Raw genomic sequence first — 17,136 nt, 5'->3', positions numbered from 1 at the left:
GCGCGCACCGCGCGAGGCCGGCTGTTTTACGCGTCACGTCTAGGACGCAGGCTTGAACTCGAGCGACATGCCCGAGGCTTTGTTCGGCTGGAACCCCTTCCACAAAGTGGCGGCGGGAGGCCCGGGGCTGAAGCCGGCATAGCGGCCTGGCGGCGCGCTGGCCCAGACCCCCTCGTTCGAATTGGGCACGAGACCATCGATATAGGCTGCCCTGGTCATGTCACCCTTCACATAGCGATCGAGAAAGGCGGTGATGAAATGCGCCTCGATCGCCATCAGCCGGTCCTTGCGCCACACCGAATCCTCGAACCAGTCCTGGTCCCAATAGCTCTTCCGCATTTCCGGCGGCGCGCCGATCAGGGCGATGCTGTGCCCCGCCTCGCGAAACGTCAGCAGATAGCGCGCCGCATGCACCTCGTCGTCGAACAGCGTGCGCACGCCGGGATCATAACCGACGGTACGGTCCTGGCTGCCGACGATGAACAGGGTGGGTGCGTGAATCGCGGCGACGCCGGGTGCCGCCCACATGGCGGCGCCGCGCACCGCACGCGGCGGCGAGATCGCGACCACCGCCTTCAGGCCGGCAACCTTGAGCGCGCCCGCTTTCGGTCCGCCCGCGACATAGGGCGCGAGCACGTCGCGCGTGGCCCCGGCCAGCGCGGGATCGAGCGGGGCGCCCGCGGCCGTGAGCACGCCGTAACCACCCATCGAATAGCCGATCAGCGCGGTACGATCGGCATCGGCGACGGCGAACGGCCCCTGCCCCGCCCGCGCGCGCCGCTGCGCCTCGGCCGCGACGAATGCGATGTCGAGCGGCCGCCGGGCGATCGGGCCAGCGGCGGCGGCAGCAGTACGGATGGTGATCGGTGGATCGCGAAAGGCCGGGGCGACGACGACATAGCCCTTGCTCGCGAGATTCTCGCCGAGCCAGGACAGGACTTCGGGCGTGTTGCTGTATCCATGCGCCAGGATCACGAGCGGGAACCGGCCCCGCGCGGCACGCGCCTCCGGTGTGGCGATGCCGGGAACGGTGAAGGCGATGTCGGTGCCTTTCTCCCCGGGCAGCGCCGACCGGTAGATCGTGCCGGCCCCGGGTGCGGCGGCAGGATACCAGACCTTGAGCGGCAGGTGACGGTCGACGATCGCCGGCCTGTCCTGGCCCTGGAGCGGGTCGGCCTGGCCGGGCTGGACGACCTCGATCGCGGCGACGCCGACCGGATAGGACCCGAGCGCGGCAAGCTCCGGCGCGTCGACGGCGGGTTTCGCCGGTGCATCCGCTGCCGGCGCGCTTGCCGACAACAATGCAACGGCACCCGCCATCGCCACCGGCAGCGCAACACGAAACATTTCTTGCTCCCGATCCGTTGGAGAACAGAGGGGGCGGCGTGCGCCCCCGCTGCCTTCAGAAATTCACGCCAACCCGGACACCGCCATAGCGGCGGAAGTCGCGTGGCAGCAGTGCCTGAGTCGCCAGCTTGTTGCCGAAATTGCCCGCCGTGTTGACCAGGGAGGGGAAATATTGCTTGTCGAACAGGTTGTTGACGAAAGCGACCACTTCCCATTTGTGGTCCTCGGCGCGTACGCCGAGCCCGCCATTGACGATGCCATAGGCCGGCTGGAACGTCTGGGGATCCTCCGCCACATAATAGACGCTGCTCTGATATTGCCAGCTGGCCTGGACGATGCCGCGCAGATCGCCGCCCAGCGACGGCGAATAATCGGCGTTGACCGAGAATTTCCACTCGGGCGCCTGCACCGCGCGCTGGTCGGTCAGGACCTGATAAGCGGGCTGGGCCGGTACTGGCGGCGCCGCCGGCACCGCGGGTACGCATCCCTGTGCCGGCGTCTGCAGGGGATAACATTGAGCGCGCGGAAATGACGTGTATTTCGCGTCGAGATAGGCGACCGACGCGCCAAGGTTGAGATCGTTGCCAATCCGCGCCGAGGTGTCGAGTTCCACGCCCTTGGTGTTCAGCCCGCCGACATTGGTCAGACGGAAATTGCTGGTCCCGTCCGTCAGCGTCTCGATCGTCTGCGCCTGCAGATCCTCATAATCGGTGTTGAACAAGGTGAGGTTGGCCGTCACGCGCCGGTCGAGGAACTGCATGCGCGCGCCGAGCTCCCAGTCACGCGACCGTTCGGGCCTGATCGGGCCGGCGTTCGCGCGGTTGGCGTTGAAGCCAGTGGTCAGATCATAGGTCTGGCCCTTGTAGCCGGTCGAATAGGTCGCGAAGACCATCATGTCGGGCGTGACTTCGTAGCGCCCGCTGAGGCGATAGGTGCCCGCGGTATCCTCGGCACGGCCGCTGAAGAGAGACGGCGCGCCGACGGCCGCGAGATTGTCCTTGAAGGTATAGGCAATCTTCTCGTTCTGGACGCGCCCGCCGCCGGTCAGAGTCAGATGCGGCACGATCTCCCAGTCGATCTGCGCGAAGGCAGCGATCTGTTCCGACTTCGACGTCGCGAACCAGTTGGCGAGCGAGAAAGCCGGGCCGCGCAGGAAGGGCCGGTCGAACTTCACATTCGCATAATAGGCGCCCACCGTATAACGGAACGGCTTGTCGCCGGGCGACAGCAGGCGGATTTCCTGCGTGAACAATGTCGAGTGGAACGTGCCGACCTGGATGTTGCTGCCGCTGGGAGTCGTGGACGACGTATCGTCCTGATCGAGAAAGTCGTTGAGGCGGAACTTGTCGTACGAGCTGATCGACACCAGGGTCATGTCGCCCAGACCGACTTCCGCGCGGAGCGACCCGCCGCCGCCCTCATATTTGGTGCGCGCGTCGTAATTGTTGCTGACGTTCTGATTGTCCTCGTTGATCGTCACGCCGGGCATCGCCACCGCCGCGGTCTGGCCCGCGATACCGCGGAACAAGGCGGTCGGGTCCATGCGGATGAACGGCCGGCCGACGCTGGTATTGCCGTTGAGATAATTGCCCGACAGGGTCACGGTGACGTCGTCGGTCGGTTCCCAGCGGAGCTTGGCGCGGGCATTGAATGCCTCGCGCCCGTTCACTTTCTTGCCGTTGAACAGGTTGCGGACATTGCCGTCCCAGTTGGAATAGCTGGCCGACAGGACATAGCCCAGTTCAGGGGTCATCGGGCCCGACACGCTGAAATTGCCGCCATATTCGCTGTCGGTGGTCGCCAGAGCATTCGCCCGGAAATGAAATGTGTCGGTCGGCTGGCGGGTGATGATGTTGATCAGGCCGGCCGAGGCCGACTTGCCGTACAAGGTGCTCTGCGGCCCGCGCAGCACTTCGATCCGCTCGACATCGGGCAGGTCAGTGAAGGCGCGTGCCTGGAAGGCGAGCGGCACTTCGTCGACCAGCACCGCGACGCTCGGCTCGACGCCGATGCCGAAGGCGAAGGTGCCGACGCCGCGCAGCGACACATTGGCGTTGACCGGATGTTCGGCCGGACGGACCGTCAGCGAGGGCGCGATGCGCCCCAGGTCGGAGAACTGGCGCACGCCGGAGGCCTGCAATTGCGCCGACGACAGCACGGACACGGCGAGCGGCACATTCTGCACATTCTCGGCGCGCTTGTTCGCGGTGACGATGATGTCGTTGGGTTCTAGCCCGGTCTGCGCTGCTTCGGCCGGCGCGCTTTGCGGTGCCGCGGCCGAATCGGCTTGCGGCGCGGCGGCGGGGTCGGCCTTGGCCATCGCCGGCGTCGCGCCCAGCGCCAGCGACGCGGCAAGCGCCCTCAGGCAAACGGTCTGGTGGAATTTTCCCATCTTGATCCTCCCCTTGGCGTCGGATCACGAATGCCCGCGCCCGTTTCTTTGTAGGGAGGTGGCTATCAAATGGCCTGACCAGTTGCAAGCCCTGTCTGACAATGGCTTTCGCACCAGCCTTGGCGGCTTTCGCCCTGTTGCCCGATTGTCACGGGGCTGATATAGGCCAGTTCAGCTATGCCATTGAAGAAATTGATCAGACCAGTTGGCGACCCGGCGACGGCCACGCTGCAAGCGGACGGGCGGAAACTCTACCAGCAAGTCGCCGCCGCGGTGGCGGAGGCGATCCAGCGCGGCGATTTCGCCCCCGGACAGCGCATTCCGTCCGAACGCGAACTGGCCGACGAGTATAAGGTCAGCCGGCCGACCATCCGCGAGGCGATGATCGCGCTCGAGGTGATCGGCATCGTCCGGTCGCGCCACGGCGCGGGCATCTTCGTCACCGACAATCCGCCGCTGGACGCGCCGACCATCGGGCTCGATATCGGCGCGTTCGAGCTGACCGAGGCGCGCCGGTTGTTCGAGGCGGAGGCGGCGGCGCTAGCCGCGGTGTCCATCAGCGATGCCGAGATCGCGACGCTCGAGACGCTGATCGGCGAGATGGAACGCGAGAATCTGGAGAATATCAGCGGCGAGCATGCCGATCGCGAATTCCACCTGACCATCGCGCGCGCGACGCGCAACTCGGCCGTGGTCGATGTCGTCGAATCCCTGTGGGACGCGCGTTACCGCTCGCCGCTCTGCGCGCACATGCTCGAACGCGCGCGCAGCGTCGGCGTCCAGCCGCGCATCGACGAACATCAGGTCATCCTGGCGGCACTGCGCGACCGCAACCCCAAGGCGGCCCGCACGGCGATGCGCAATCACCTCGCCCGTGTGATCGACGGCCTGTTGCAGGCAACCGAGAACGACGCGGTCAACCGCGCCCGCGCCGAAGTGGAGGCCAAGCGCACTGACCTGGCGAAGCGCGTGGCGGTGTAACGCCGGTCGCCGTCAGACCCTGATGACCACGCCGCGCCGGCCCTCATGCTTGACGGCATCGCCAATCCCGCCATTCACGATCAGTTCGCGCTCCTCCCCCGGCGGCAACAGGAGCGTGATCCTGTCGTCGCCAAAGGTCCCCGGCCCCTCGCGCCGCACCTCCAGGACGATTCGTGCCGCATCCGCAGTGCCGGTAATGCACCACTGGTCGATCGCCCCTGCCCCGTCGCCGGCATCCTCGAGGGCGGACCAGGCAAAGGCGCCCTGGCGTGGCGGGAACAGCCAGACGCCGCGGCGATAGGGCCCGGGCCGCCACCCGCCTTCAGCGAGATCGACCAGCATCGCCGATCCCGCTCGCGCGAGCAGCGGCGGCGGGCCGTCGAGCGGTGCGTCGAGCACCGCCGTCACGCCGCCAGCAACGCGGTCGCCGGTCCACACGTCCAGCCACTCCGCCCCGGCCGGTGGCCGGACGGTGCGCGTATCGGCACCCGCCTCCATGACGGTGGCGACCAGCAGGTCAGGCCCGAGCAGATGCTCGTCATTTTCCGCCCAGGCCGCCGCGTCGCCGGGAAAATCGAGCCAGGTCGGCCGCACCATCGGCTCATACGCCTGATGGTATCGATGCAGCAGATCGTAGAAGAACGGCAACAATGTCTGCCGCAACGCCATCAGGCGCCGGATCGCGGGCAGCGATTCGGGGTACATCCAGGGCTCGTTGACGCTGCGATCGTCGTTCCAGCTATGGATGCTGAAGCGCGGCATCAGCACGCCCGCCTGCACCCAGCGGACCAGCAATTCCGGCGACGGCGCCGGCCCGGCGAACCCGCCGACGTCATGCCCGCTGTTCGACACACCGGACAGCGCCAGGCCGATCGCCATGCGGGCATTGTAGCGCAACGTCTTCCACTCGGTGCGATTGTCGCCGCTCCACGTCTGGGCATAGCGTTGCAGCCCCGCCATGCCCGAGCGCGTGACGACATAGGGGCGGCTGGCCGGCGCGGCCTCGGTCTGGGCGCGGCGTGAGGCCCGCGACATCAGCAGGGGCTGGACGGGACGCCAATCGGCCGCCGCGCGAGGCGTGCCGAAGCCCGCAAACCGCGCCCGCCTGTCCCAGATCTCATATTCGTTATTGTCGTTCCAGGTCGCGACGATGCCCTGATCGAGCAAGGCGCTGCCGACCTGCGCCCGCCACCACTGCGCCGCGGCGGGCTTGGTGAAGTCGATATAGCTGCCGACTTCGTCCCAGAACTGCGCCTCCACCGGCACACCCTCCGCATCGGCCACGAACAGACCCTCGGCGGCGACCTCGTCATAGCGCGGATGGCTGCGCAGCAGCGCCGGTTTGATGTTCGGGACAAGCTGGATCCCCGCCGCCGCATAGCTTTGGACGAAGTGCGCGGGCTCCGGGAATTTCTCCCGGTTCCAGTGGAACACATATCTCTTGTCGCCGATCGAGGTGTATCCCGATGACAGATGAAACGAGGTGCAGCCGATATCGTGCTCCGCCAGCTTCTCGATGAACCCGGCCATCTGCACCGCGGCGTCGGGCGCGTCGGTATAGGTCATGGTCGATCCCGAATAACCGAGCGACCAGCGCGGCATTAGCGCCGGCCGGCCGGTCAGCCAGGTGAAGCGGCGCGTCACCGCCAGCGGATCGGGCCCGGCGATCATCCACAGGTCGAGATCGCCGGCCTCCGCCACCATGTGGCGATACAGGCCGTGATAATTGTCCAGCTCGCGGCCGAAATCGAACGCCGTGTCGGCAAGCGTGTCGTAAAAGGCGCCGTGGCAGTGCCCCGCGGCGTCGGCGACCAATAGATAGGGGATCGACTTGTACAGCGGATCGCCATTCTCGGCGTCATAGCCCATCGGATCGAGATTGGTCAGGCGGAAGCTGCGCCCCGCGCGGTCCGTATCGCCCGAACGGTCGCCCAGGCCGTAGAAGCGCTCGCCCGGTCGCCGCGCGCAATAATGGTGCACGCGGCCGTCCCACCAGCCAAAGTCATAGGCTTGGGTCGGCCGGTCCTCCGCCATCAGGCGCCACTCGGCGCCGTCATGCTGTTCCCAGATGCAGTGCAGCCCGTGCAGGCGAATCCGCACGCGCAGCCGGGCCGTGGCGACCGTCACCACCCCGTCCCCGGTCTCGACCCGGAAATCCGGGCAGGTGAAGCCGTCCAGATCCATCCGGTCGCGCCCCGGCTCGGCGATGTCCGCGGCGCCCGGCGCGATCGCCCAGCTCGGCGGGCTCGTCACGGTGCCATTGGCGAGCAGCAGCAGCCGCGCGATATCCTCCTCCAGCACGAACAGATGCGCCGTCGCCCCGGTCTCGGCCACCAGCGTCAGCCGGCCCCGCGCCTGTTCATGCACCGCGAACAGCGGCGGGTTGGACAAGGTGGCGCGCTTCATCGGCGGGACTCCGCGGGAACGAGGTGGCGAATGCTGACGATCAGGACCGCGGCGCCGATCAGGTCGAACACCGACAAGGCGGCGAACAGCGGCGCATAGCCGATCGTATCGGCGAGCTGGCCGATCAGCAGCGAGAACAGCAGCCCGCCGATCCAGCCCGCCTGGCCGATAAAGCCGTTGGCGGTGGCGACCTCCTCGGCGGTGAAGACGTCGGCGGACAGGGTGTTGATCAGCACCGAGATCATCTGATGCGCGAAGCCGCCGACGCAGAACAGCGCGATCGCGGTATAGGGGCTTGCGGCCAGGCCGATGCACCCCGGCGCGATCATCAGCACCGCCGCCAGGACGATGCCGGCGACGCGCGACGTGATCAGCGACAGGCGCAGCCGCCCCATCAGGAACGGCGACAGATAGCCGCCGAGCACGCCGCCGAGATCGGCCGCGAGGAAGGGCAGCCAGGCGAACAGCGCGATCTGCTTCAGGTCCATGCCGCGCTCGGTGGCGAGATAGAGCGGGATCCAGAAGCTGAAGGTCTGCCAGGCCGGCTCGGCGAGGAAGCGCGGCACCGCGATCACCCAGAATTTCGGCGTGCCGAGGATCTCGCGCGCCGTCGCGCGGCGACCGGTCAATGGCGGCCGGTCGGCCTGGATCAGCGCCAGCTCGTCGGGCGTGATCGCCGGATGCTCGGCCGGGCTGCGGTAGAAACCATACCACGCCGCCGCCCATACCAGCCCGACCGCGCCGGTGACGACAAAGGCCAGGCGCCAGTCGGCCCATAGCGACACCGCCACGACCACCGGCGGGGCGATCAGCGCCCCGAGCGACGTGCCCGCGTTGAACCAGCCGACCGCGACGGAGCGTTCGCGCGCCGGGAACCAGGTCGCGATCGCCTTGATCCCGGCCGGCACCGCCGCCGCCTCCGCCATGCCGAGCAGACCGCGGAAGAACATCAGGCCAAGCCAGCCGGCGGCGAGCGCATGCAGCATGTTGGCGATGGACCAGGCAACGCCGAACAGGGCGAAGCCGCTGCGCAGTCCGATCCGGTCGACGACGAAACCGGCCACCGGCTGCATCACGGTATAGGCCAGCTGGAAGGCGCCGACGACATAGCTGTATTGCTGAGTCGTCATGCCGAGACTGGTCTTGAGCTCGGGCGCCAGCACGCCGAGCGAATTGCGCGCGAGATAATTGGCGATCGTGCCGAAGCAGATCAGCGCGACGATCCACCAGCGCAGATATGGTATTCGCCTCAACCCTTCCCTCCCGCCAGGCCACCGGCCCGTTTCTCTTATGCCGTCGGACTATCCCACCCGTCACCCTTTGTCGATATTGGTCAGGCCAGAAAGTCGCGTAGAGCCTCGATGGCCTGACAATTTTGCGCGCGACAGGTTGACGAAGCTGCTTGGGCGGCGTCTTATCGCCGGTAATTCGCGGCGCGGGCAACGTCCCGCAGACCGTTTCAGCAGAGGAGAGAGTGGATGAAGGCGGCCAAATCGCGCGGTGGGATAGCCCTGAAGCTGACCGCCGCCAGCGTCCTGATTGGCTTGACCAGTAGCGCCGCCTACGCCCAGCGCGAGCTTGCCTGGATGAGTCCGTCCGTCGTTTCCAGCCAGGCCGCGGCAACGACCGATACCGCCAGGGAGAAGATCGCGCGGCGTCGCGCGCATCAGCTGATCGCCGCGATGACCCTGGCGCAGAAGATGCAGCAGCTCACCGGCAGCATGCCGGCGCTGCTGCCCGAATTGCCGAACTGCTATGGCGCGCGCCATGTGACGGGTAACCCCGCTCTCGCCATTCCGACCTTCCGCATCACCAACGGCCCGGTCGGCGTCGGCCAGAATGACTGTGTCGACAAGAGCGTGCAGGCCGAAGCTGCCGCCGGGGGCAATGCGATCTACGCCGCCTATTCGCATCCCAGCTCGGCGCAGGCGACGGCGCTTCCCTCCGGCATGGCGATCGCCGCGTCGTTCGACCCGCGCGTCGCCGCGGCTTTCGGCGGCGTCATCGCCACCGAGATGACCAATCTCGCGCTCCACGTCTTCGAGGCGCCGGGCGTGAACCTGGCGCGCCTGCCGATCCTCGGCCGCAACTTCGAATATTTCGGGGAGGATCCCTTGCTGTCGGGCACGATGGCCGTGGCCGAGACCAGGGCAGTGCAGTCGCACGGCATCATCGCGATGGCGAAGCACTTCGTCGCGAACGAGCAGGAAACCAACCGCATGACCATCCAGGAGACGGTGGACGAGCAGGTGCTGCGCGAACTTTACCTGATTCCGTTCGAAATGGCGGTGAAGGACGGCCGCGTCGCGAGCATCATGTGCTCGTATAATTATGTGAACGGCCTCCATTCCTGCGAGAACGAACCCCTGCTGAACGGCGTGCTGCGCCGCGACTGGGGCTTTACCGGCTATGTCCAGTCCGATTTCTTCGCGATGAAAAGCACGGTGCCGACGCTGGCGGGCGGCATGGACCATGAGATGCCGACCCCGATCCACTGGACTCCCGCCAAGCTGAACGCCGCGCTGGCAAGCGGTGCGATCACCACCGTTCAGATCGATACCGCGCTGGAACGCCGCTATACGCAGATGTTCAAGGCCGGCATCTTCGACCGGCCGCTGGTCCAGACGCCGATCGACTTCCAGGCAGGCGGACGCAAGGCGCGCGAGATCGGCGCCCGGTCCGCGGTGCTGCTGCAGAACAACGGCGCCCTGCCGATCGTGCGCAACGCGCGGGTGATCGCCCTGGTCGGCAAGGCGTCGCAGGTCTATGCGCAACAGGCCGTGGCCGGCGGATCGGTCCTGGGCCGCTCGATGGGGGCGGGCGGCGGCAGTTCCGACGTCGTCCCGCATTATACCGTGTCGCCGATCGACGGCATCCGCACCGCGCTGCGCGAGATGGGCCACGCCGACACTCAGGTGAGGATGGTGCTGGTCGACGACGCCAACGCATCGGCGACGGTCGACGGCAAGGCATCGTCTTTTGCCGCGGCGCTCGATCAGGTCGCGGCGGCGGATGCGGTGGTCGTCATGGCAGGCACGAACGCTGAAGAAGGCGCGGATCGCGCGACGTTCAGGGACGCGACCGGGCGGGAACTGGCCGCGAGCGCGGCGGCGGGCAGCTCGCTCGACTGGTATGTCGCCAGGCCCAATCTGATCGCGACGAAGGACACGGGCGCCAACACTGCCCGGTCGAGCCAGACGGTCGCGATGCTGGCCGGGATCATGGCAGCCCGGTCGACCACCGGGCGTCCGATGTCGCAAAAGACCGTGCTCGTGCTGAAGGACAATGCCGGCGTCGCGATCGACCCCGGCCTGCTCGGTCCGCAGGGCCCTTCGATCCTGGAGGTGTGGTTTCCGGGCCAGGAAGACGGCAACATCGTCGCGGATCTGCTGTTCGGCCGGACCAACCCGTCGGGCAAGCTGCCGGTCACTTTTCCGCTTACCGGCAAGGGTTTTCTCGACTCGGTCACGCCGCGGCAATTTCCCGGCGTCCCCGGCAGCGACGGCAAGTCACCGTCGGTCACCTATAGCGAGAAGCTCGACATCGGCTATCGCTGGTACGACGCCAATGCCGGCGGCCACTGCGCCGTGACGGCAGGCAGCAACCCGTGCATCGCCTTCCCGTTCGGCCATGGGCTGTCCTATACCAGCTTCGCCACCTCGAGCCCCAGGCTGGTGCCCGACCGGCGGACAGGCAGCTACCGCGTGACGATGACCGTGAAAAACACCGGGAAGCGCGCCGGCGCTCAGGTCGTACAGGCCTATCTGTCGCTGCCGGCCAGCGCCAATGCGCTCGGCGCGGCGCAGCCGCCCAAAAGGCTGGTCGGTTTCGACCGCGTCGAGCTGGAACCCGGTGCATCCCGCCAGGTCACGATCACGATCGATACGGCGAGCAGCCATCATCCGCTTGGCGTGTGGAACAAGTCCGCCGGGCGCTGGGTCATCCCTTCGGGGCGATATGAGGTCAAGGTCGGCACCTCGTCCTCGCCGCGCGACCTGGTCCCGGCGGGGGCGTTTACCCGCTAGCGCATTTTCGAGTTCTAATGATCCCCCACCTCCGTTCGGCCCCGGACTTGATCCGGGGTTGTCGAAGCCCTGCTCTTCTCTTCCAAGGAAGAAAGAACAGCCCTTCGACACGCTCAGGGCGAACGGGAGCGGTGATTCCAGCCAACTAAGTTTTGCTCGAGGCCTACCCCAATTTCGCCCGCCGCGCGTCACTCGCCGCACCCGCAGGCCCCTCCAGGAACGCCACCACCCGCGCGTCGACATCCGCCTCGGCGGCCTCGTCGCGCGAGAAATTGTCCATGCCCAGCTCCAGCACCGCGACCCCGGCGTCACGCAACGCGCGCAGCACCAGCGGGTCGGCATCCGACAGTGCCACCGCGCCGTCGCACTGGTGCAGCCGCGCTTCCTTGACGTGCCACGCCCCCGCCCAGGTCGGCATGCGCAGCTCGTCGCCCATCGTCACGAAGCGCGCGGCCAGTGCCCGCAGCGGATCGCGCCCGCGATCGTGGCGGCGGATATAGCCGTCGGCCGCCAGGCTCAGATACATCGAACAGACGAACACCGCGCCATGGCTCTCTTCCCAGCGCTGATAGAATTGCATGTCGCTCCACAGCCCGCGGCCGACGAACATCAGCCGGATGCGTTCGTTCGGGCACGCCGCCTCGCCCGCCCGCACCCGCTCGGCCACCTCGTCATGGAAATCGCGTGCCGCATCGCGCGCCCATTCGGTCCCGCGATGCCATTGCGGCACCATCGTCGCGGGCATGGTGTCGACGATGCCGACCGGCACCGGCACGGTCCGCGCGATCAGGTCGCGCGTCTCGCGATAATGATCCTCCTGCTCGTTGACGAGAGTCATCACCTCTTCGAGCCGAGCGGGATCGAACCGCGCGCCCGACACTTCTTCCAGCTCGGTGATCGCCAGCTTCAGTTCCGCCTCGAACAGGTCGAGCCGCTCGGGCTCGATGAACTCGTCCCAGCGGTCCGCCAGCCCGTCCCACCAGTCGATCGGGATATCCCACCGGCATTCGACGCTGCGCTGGAACCGCTGCAGCCGCGCGCCCGTCGCGGCCTGCCACGCCTCGAACAGATGCGTGGTCGCGTCGGTGCTCGCCACCATGCCCAGCACGTCGGGCCGCGGCAGCCCGCCCCATGGCGCGAGCGCCGGATCGTCGTCGAACGCCGCCGCCACGCCCTGCGCGCTATAAGCTTCCACCGCCGGCGGCAGATCGTTCGCCGCGAGCAGCCCGGCGTACCGCGCGGATTGCTGCTTGGCCGCGACGATCGAGGCCCACCATTGATTGACCACGAAGGGAATACCGATCGCGCGCAGCATCTCCTGCGGCGCATTGGCGTTCACCGCCGCGAAGGTCCTGCCCGACAGCGCCGCAGCGCGCACCTCGGCGAACCACTCGCGCTGATAGGTACCGAAGCGCGCCACCGCCGCCAGCGACTTGCGGCTGCGCGGCGCGCGCGGACGGGGCGGTGGAGCGGCCTCCTCTGGTTCCGGCACGACACTCGCCGCAGCCGCATGGCCATCGGCGATAAAGCGCGCGATCGAGTCGCTGTCCGGTGCCGCAGCGAGCATCGGCACGCCGCTCGCCTCGATCGCGCGGCGCAGGGCAGCGACCTCCCAGGGTGCGCTGTCGTCGCCGCTGCGGCTGAGATGCAGCACCCGCTCGGGCCGAAGCCGCGCCACCGCCGCGCCGAGGCCCGTGGCCCGGTCCGCCGTGCCGGAAAACACACCCCACACCGGCGTCAGCGAGGACCGCGCCAGCGCCGCGATCGGATCGCCATCGCGCGCCAGCGCCCGATGCACCCGCGCCGCGCCCCATCCATGATCCTCGCCGATCACCAGCGCCCCCAGCGCCTCGATCCGCGCGATCGTGGCGACGTCCTCGATATCGCTCCCGCTGAGCAGCGTGCGCGCCCCCGAACGCACCGGCAGCTCAGCCTTCCCGGCCTCGATCGCCGCCAGCAGATCGGCAAATTCGTCCACCGGCAGGATCGACGCCGCCGCGACAAGGATGTGCGCCTCGACCCCGCTCAGCCGGCCCTCGGCCCGCAGCCCGAGCACCGATACCACCGCCTCCCGCTGCGCCTCGCGCCGACCGATCGCTCCGCCCAGGTCGCCCGTTCCGCCCAGCCAGGCCACCGCCTGCTCGACCCGGATGCGGTTATAGCGCTCGGTCGCAGGCCGATCGATCGTCAGCAGGTCGAGGAAATGCACCTCGGGCCTGGCAATTGCCCCGGTCCGCGCCAGCTCGCGCAACGTCGCGAAGATCTGCGGCTGCTCGGTATCCGCATGCGAGATCAGCAGCGCATCCCCGGCCGGCAGCGCGATGATCTCCGCCAGCAGCGATCGCCCGCGCTCGCCCAGGGTCTCGGCGCTGACCATCGCATCGATCGCGCTGCGGTCGACCCGCGCATCGGGCACGAGGCGGATCGGATGGAACCCCGCTGCATCGACCAGCGCATAGGGCAGGTCGCTGCCCAGCATCCACGCCACCCGCCGCCCCGCCGCGCGCACCTCCGCCGCCACCGCACGCGGATCGGCGCACGCCCCGGCCAGCCGGGCAAGCGCCGCGGCCGCGGTCATGCGACCACGCCGTCCCGGGTCAGCTCGGCGATGGTCGCCGCGTCATACCCCAGCAACTCGCCATAGACGCTGTCATTATGCTCGCCGATCATGACCGGCAGGACCGGGTCGAAGCCCGATCGCGACGCGGAGAACTGGATCGGAATGCCCGCAGTGCGCAGCTCGACGACCGAGGCGTAGTCGGGATGCGACACCGCATTGGTCTCCTCGCGCGCCACCACGCGCGGATCGGTCAGCGCCTCTTCCGGGTGACGCACCGGCGCGACCGGCACGCCCTCCGCCTCCAGCGCGGCGACGGCCTGCGCCACCGTCAGCGCCTTCGACCATGCGGTGATCGTCGCCTCGAGCACGGGCGCGTTGGCGACCCGGTTGTCGCGCGTCGCGAAACGCGGATCCTCCAGCAGTTCGGGCTGCCCCATCGCCGCGAACAGCCCGGCCGCAAGCTTGTGGTGCACCGCGACCAGCGCGATATAGCCGTCGGCGCATTCGAACACGCCGAACGGCGACAGCCGCTGCACCGTCAGCCCGGTCCGCGCCGGCATGTCCACCGCGCGCATCGCCGCCCAATTCTCGATCGCGACGAACGAGGTGAGCGCGCCGAGCATCGAGATGTCGACATGCTGCCCCTCCCCGGTCCGCTCGCGCTGATGAATCGCGGACAGAATGCCGATCACCGCGAACACCGGCGCAAGCATGTCGGCGATCGGCACGCCCATGCGCACGGGCGGATGGTCGGTATCGCCGCTGGTGTACATCGCGCCGGACAGCGCCTGGATGATCACGTCCATCGCCTTGCCGCCCTCGGGCGCGTCGGCGCCGAAGCCGCTCAGCGAGCAATAGACGATGCGCGGATTGGCCTCGCGCGCCGCCCCGTACCCCACGCCGAGCCGGTCGGCGGTGCCCGCGGTGAAATTCTCGACCACGATATCGGCGGTCTTCACCAGGTCGCGAAACACGTCGCGCGCGCGGGGGTGTTTCAGGTTCAGCGCCACGCCGCGCTTGCCCCGGGCGCGCGTCAGATGGGAGATCGAGATGTCGTCCTCATGCCGCCGCTCGATCACCACCCCGTCGCGCCCGACATAGGGGCTGTTCTCGCGCGCCAGGTCGCCGCCCTTGGGATCCTCCACCTTGATCACTTCGGCCCCCAGGCCGGCCAGCAGCAAGGTGGCATAGGGCCCGGCCAGAGCGCGGGTCAGGTCGATCACGCGCAGCCCTTCCAGCGGGCGCGGCAGATCAGCATCGGTCATGTCGAAAACCCCAATTCGGTCAATATGGTCTCGGTATCGGCGCCCGCCAGCCGCGCCGGGCGCGGCGGGACGGCGGGCGTGTCGGACAGGTTGATCGGCGATCCGATATGGCGGATCGTGCCGCTCTCGCTCTCCACCGCGATCGACATGCCGCGCGCGATATTGTGCGGATCGGCCAATGCTTCCTCGACCGAATTGACCGCCGCGAACTGCGTATCGGCCTCGGCCAGCAGCGCCAGCCAGTGATCGAGCGGCCGGGCCAGGAACGCGGCATTCAGCCAGGCGATGATCTCCGCCCGGCGCGTTTTGTCATTCTGTGCCGCGATGAAGTCCGGACAGCCCATCGCCGTGCAGAACCGCTCCCAGTATCGCGGCTCCATGTCGGTCACGACGATGAAGCGCCCATCGCGCGTCTCGTAGATGCCGCTGTCGGCACGGTGGCGCCCGCGTCCCGGCGCGCGCGACAGATCGGGATTGCGCGAGATCACCGGCGCGATCAGCGCCATCGCGCTGTCCGACATGGCGATGTCGACGCGCTGGCCGCGCCCGGTCGTGTGCCGCGCCTGAAGGGCGGCGAGGATGCCGATCACCGCATTCGATCCGCTCAGCAGATCGGCGACGGGCACGCCCGCCGATCCCGGCTTGCCCGGATCCTCGCCGATCCGCGACAGCGCGCCCGACACGGCGAGCGCGACCGGATCATGCCCGGGCTTGTCGCGATACGGCCCGGTCTGGCCGCACAAGGTGACCGAGCAATAGATCAGCCTCGGGTTGATCGCCGCGACCGCCTCGTAACTGAAGCCCATCGAATCGAGCACGCCCGGCCGGTAATCCTCCACCAGCACATCGGCGCTACGCAGCAATGCCTCGATCGGTTCGCGCGATTCCGCCGCACCCGGATCGATCAACAGGCTGCGCTTGTTGCGCGCGAAGATGTCCTGCCCGCGAATGCGCGCGCGCTCCGCCTCGGGCAGCTTGTCCCAGCCGAACACCTTGGCCTGTTTCGCCAGCTCGCGCGGATGCTCGATCCGCACCACGTCCGCGCCCAGATCGGCCAGCATCCAGGTGCAATAGGGGCCCGGCAGGAACTTCGAGAAATCGACCACCCGGATGCCCTGCAACGGGCCGGCCATGGCGCTGTCCGTCATGCCGCGCTCCATTGGTAGAGCGGCCCCGGCACACGCACCGCGTGCCCGTCGACCTTGTCGTCGCGCCACAGCCCACGCGCGGCGAGATGCGGACTGGCAATCACATCGGCCGCCTCGTCGATCGCCGACAGCCCCATGCCATGCTTGTTGGACATCGCGCTCAGTTCGGCCCGGGTATGAGTCATCAGCCATGCGCCGATCTCGCTTTCCCACGCCTGCAACGTCTCCTGCGGCATGTCCGCGACCAGGATCGCCTCCCAGTCGATCGCCGCCAGCGCCCCCGCCATGCCGTCCTCGGCCATGCGCGTGACGGTCGCGCGCATCATCGGCGGATTGTCGACCAGCGCCCAGGTGACGAAGCCGTCGGCGCAGGACCAGATCTGCTTCACGCCGGATTTGCCGCGCACCAGCAGATTGCCCGTGCGCTGCCCGACCTTGCCCGCCCATTGCCAGCTCACCGGCTCGCGGTAATTGGCGAGCACGGCGGATCGATAGGCCGAGACGATCACCCGCTCGCCCAGCCCGCTCGCCGCGCGCGCATTGAGCGCGGTCAGCGCGGCGATCGCGCCGTGGATGCCGGCCAGCGCCCAGGCCTGGCGCCCGGGCAGCGCCATGGGCGGCCGGTCCGGATCGCCGACGATCGCCAGCAGGCCGGACCGCGCCATGATCGTCAGATCGGTGGCCGGCCGCCCCGCGTTGCGCCCATGCGGATCGAAGGCAAGGATCGCCACATCGATCAGTCGCTCGTTGGTCGCGCCCAGCCCCGCCGGCATCGCCTCCGGCCCACGCAGCAGCACGTCCGCTTCGTCGACCAGAGCACGCAGCGCCGCATCGTCCAGCGCCATGCGCTCGATCCTTTTGCCCCGCCGCGCCATCGCGATCTCGGCCGCATCGCCGACGGGGTCGGCCCATTCGACCTGCACCACCTCGGCGCCAAGCTCCGCGAGCATCACGCCGGCATAGCCGCCCAGATCGCGGGTCAGGTCGACCACTTTCAGATGACCGAGCATCG

The 17,136-nt window shown here is 68.2% G+C and carries 10 protein-coding genes; 2 read left to right on the top strand and 8 right to left on the bottom strand.

Going from position 1 to position 17,136, the window contains the following annotated elements; genetic code table 11:
• Positions 1-39: 39 nt before the first annotated feature.
• Both ACZ1I5_RS01015 and ACZ1I5_RS01010 read right to left on the bottom strand, forming a co-directional pair.
• Positions 40-1,347 (bottom strand): alpha/beta hydrolase family protein, encoded by a 1,308-nt coding sequence (locus ACZ1I5_RS01015; protein WP_465171887.1) that lies wholly within the window; start codon positions 1,345-1,347, stop codon positions 40-42.
• A 55-nt stretch (positions 1,348-1,402) separates the two neighbouring features.
• Complete coding sequence (locus ACZ1I5_RS01010; protein WP_465171886.1) at positions 1,403-3,739, bottom strand: TonB-dependent receptor; 2,337 nt, start codon at positions 3,737-3,739, stop codon at positions 1,403-1,405.
• Between the two features lie 192 nt (positions 3,740-3,931).
• On the opposite strand from ACZ1I5_RS01010, the gene ACZ1I5_RS01005 reads away from it, so the two are divergent.
• Positions 3,932-4,720 carry a FadR/GntR family transcriptional regulator gene (locus ACZ1I5_RS01005; protein WP_465171885.1) on the top strand — a complete coding sequence of 263 codons (789 nt, stop codon included), beginning with the start codon at positions 3,932-3,934 and terminating at the stop codon, positions 4,718-4,720.
• 12 nt (positions 4,721-4,732) lie between these two features.
• Here ACZ1I5_RS01005 and ACZ1I5_RS01000 read toward each other — a convergent pair whose 3' ends face one another.
• Together ACZ1I5_RS01000 and ACZ1I5_RS00995 are read right to left on the bottom strand one after the other, a co-directional pair.
• Positions 4,733-7,126 (bottom strand): glycoside hydrolase family 31 protein, encoded by a 2,394-nt coding sequence (locus ACZ1I5_RS01000; protein ID WP_465171884.1) that lies wholly within the window; start codon positions 7,124-7,126, stop codon positions 4,733-4,735.
• Positions 7,123-8,379, bottom strand: coding sequence for an MFS transporter (locus tag ACZ1I5_RS00995; protein ID WP_465171882.1), 1,257 nt, complete (start codon positions 8,377-8,379; stop codon positions 7,123-7,125). The genes ACZ1I5_RS01000 and ACZ1I5_RS00995 overlap by 4 nt, the downstream gene beginning before the upstream one ends.
• A gap of 225 nt (positions 8,380-8,604) precedes the next feature.
• Here ACZ1I5_RS00995 and ACZ1I5_RS00990 point away from each other — a divergent pair, with 225 nt between their 5' ends.
• Entirely contained in the window at positions 8,605-11,151 is a 2,547-nt protein-coding gene (locus ACZ1I5_RS00990) for a beta-glucosidase (RefSeq protein WP_465171881.1), read from the top strand.
• Between the two features lie 163 nt (positions 11,152-11,314).
• Here ACZ1I5_RS00990 and ACZ1I5_RS00985 read toward each other — a convergent pair whose 3' ends face one another.
• Genes ACZ1I5_RS00985 through ACZ1I5_RS00970 form a run of 4 tightly spaced genes read right to left on the bottom strand, consistent with a single transcriptional unit; the run spans position 11,315 to position 17,134 of the window.
• Positions 11,315-13,729, bottom strand: a complete 2,415-nt coding sequence (locus ACZ1I5_RS00985; protein ID WP_465171880.1) for a 2-hydroxyacyl-CoA dehydratase — start codon at positions 13,727-13,729, stop codon at positions 11,315-11,317.
• Complete coding sequence (locus tag ACZ1I5_RS00980) at positions 13,726-14,976, bottom strand: CaiB/BaiF CoA transferase family protein (protein ID WP_465171879.1); 1,251 nt, start codon at positions 14,974-14,976, stop codon at positions 13,726-13,728. The genes ACZ1I5_RS00985 and ACZ1I5_RS00980 overlap by 4 nt, the downstream gene beginning before the upstream one ends.
• The gene (locus ACZ1I5_RS00975) at positions 14,973-16,124 is read right to left on the bottom strand and encodes a CaiB/BaiF CoA transferase family protein (protein WP_465171878.1); all 1,152 of its coding nucleotides are present in this window, start codon (positions 16,122-16,124) and stop codon (positions 14,973-14,975) included. The genes ACZ1I5_RS00980 and ACZ1I5_RS00975 overlap by 4 nt, the downstream gene beginning before the upstream one ends.
• Positions 16,121-17,134 (bottom strand): CoA transferase, encoded by a 1,014-nt coding sequence (locus ACZ1I5_RS00970; RefSeq protein ID WP_465173870.1) that lies wholly within the window; start codon positions 17,132-17,134, stop codon positions 16,121-16,123. Before ACZ1I5_RS00970 ends, ACZ1I5_RS00975 begins: the two co-directional genes overlap by 4 nt.
• Between the last annotated feature and the right edge of the window lie 2 nt (positions 17,135-17,136).

This window comes from Sphingomonas sp. BL-S-30 (assembly GCF_055521475.1).
This window is presented reverse-complemented; position numbering and strand designations above follow the sequence as displayed.

What these genes read in the sequence shown, in the direction of transcription:
- ACZ1I5_RS00970 (WP_465173870.1), bottom strand. Translation starts at nt 17,134, where the DNA reads ATGCTCGGTCATCTGAAAGTGGTCGACCTGACCCGCGATCTGGGCGGC.
- ACZ1I5_RS01010 (WP_465171886.1), bottom strand. Translation starts at nt 3,739, where the DNA reads ATGGGAAAATTCCACCAGACCGTTTGCCTGAGGGCGCTTGCCGCGTCG.
- ACZ1I5_RS01015 (WP_465171887.1), bottom strand. Translation starts at nt 1,347, where the DNA reads ATGTTTCGTGTTGCGCTGCCGGTGGCGATGGCGGGTGCCGTTGCATTG.
- ACZ1I5_RS00985 (WP_465171880.1), bottom strand. Translation starts at nt 13,729, where the DNA reads ATGACCGCGGCCGCGGCGCTTGCCCGGCTGGCCGGGGCGTGCGCCGAT.
- ACZ1I5_RS00990 (WP_465171881.1), top strand. Translation starts at nt 8,605, where the DNA reads ATGAAGGCGGCCAAATCGCGCGGTGGGATAGCCCTGAAGCTGACCGCC.
- ACZ1I5_RS01000 (WP_465171884.1), bottom strand. Translation starts at nt 7,126, where the DNA reads ATGAAGCGCGCCACCTTGTCCAACCCGCCGCTGTTCGCGGTGCATGAA.
- ACZ1I5_RS00975 (WP_465171878.1), bottom strand. Translation starts at nt 16,124, where the DNA reads ATGACGGACAGCGCCATGGCCGGCCCGTTGCAGGGCATCCGGGTGGTC.
- ACZ1I5_RS00980 (WP_465171879.1), bottom strand. Translation starts at nt 14,976, where the DNA reads ATGACCGATGCTGATCTGCCGCGCCCGCTGGAAGGGCTGCGCGTGATC.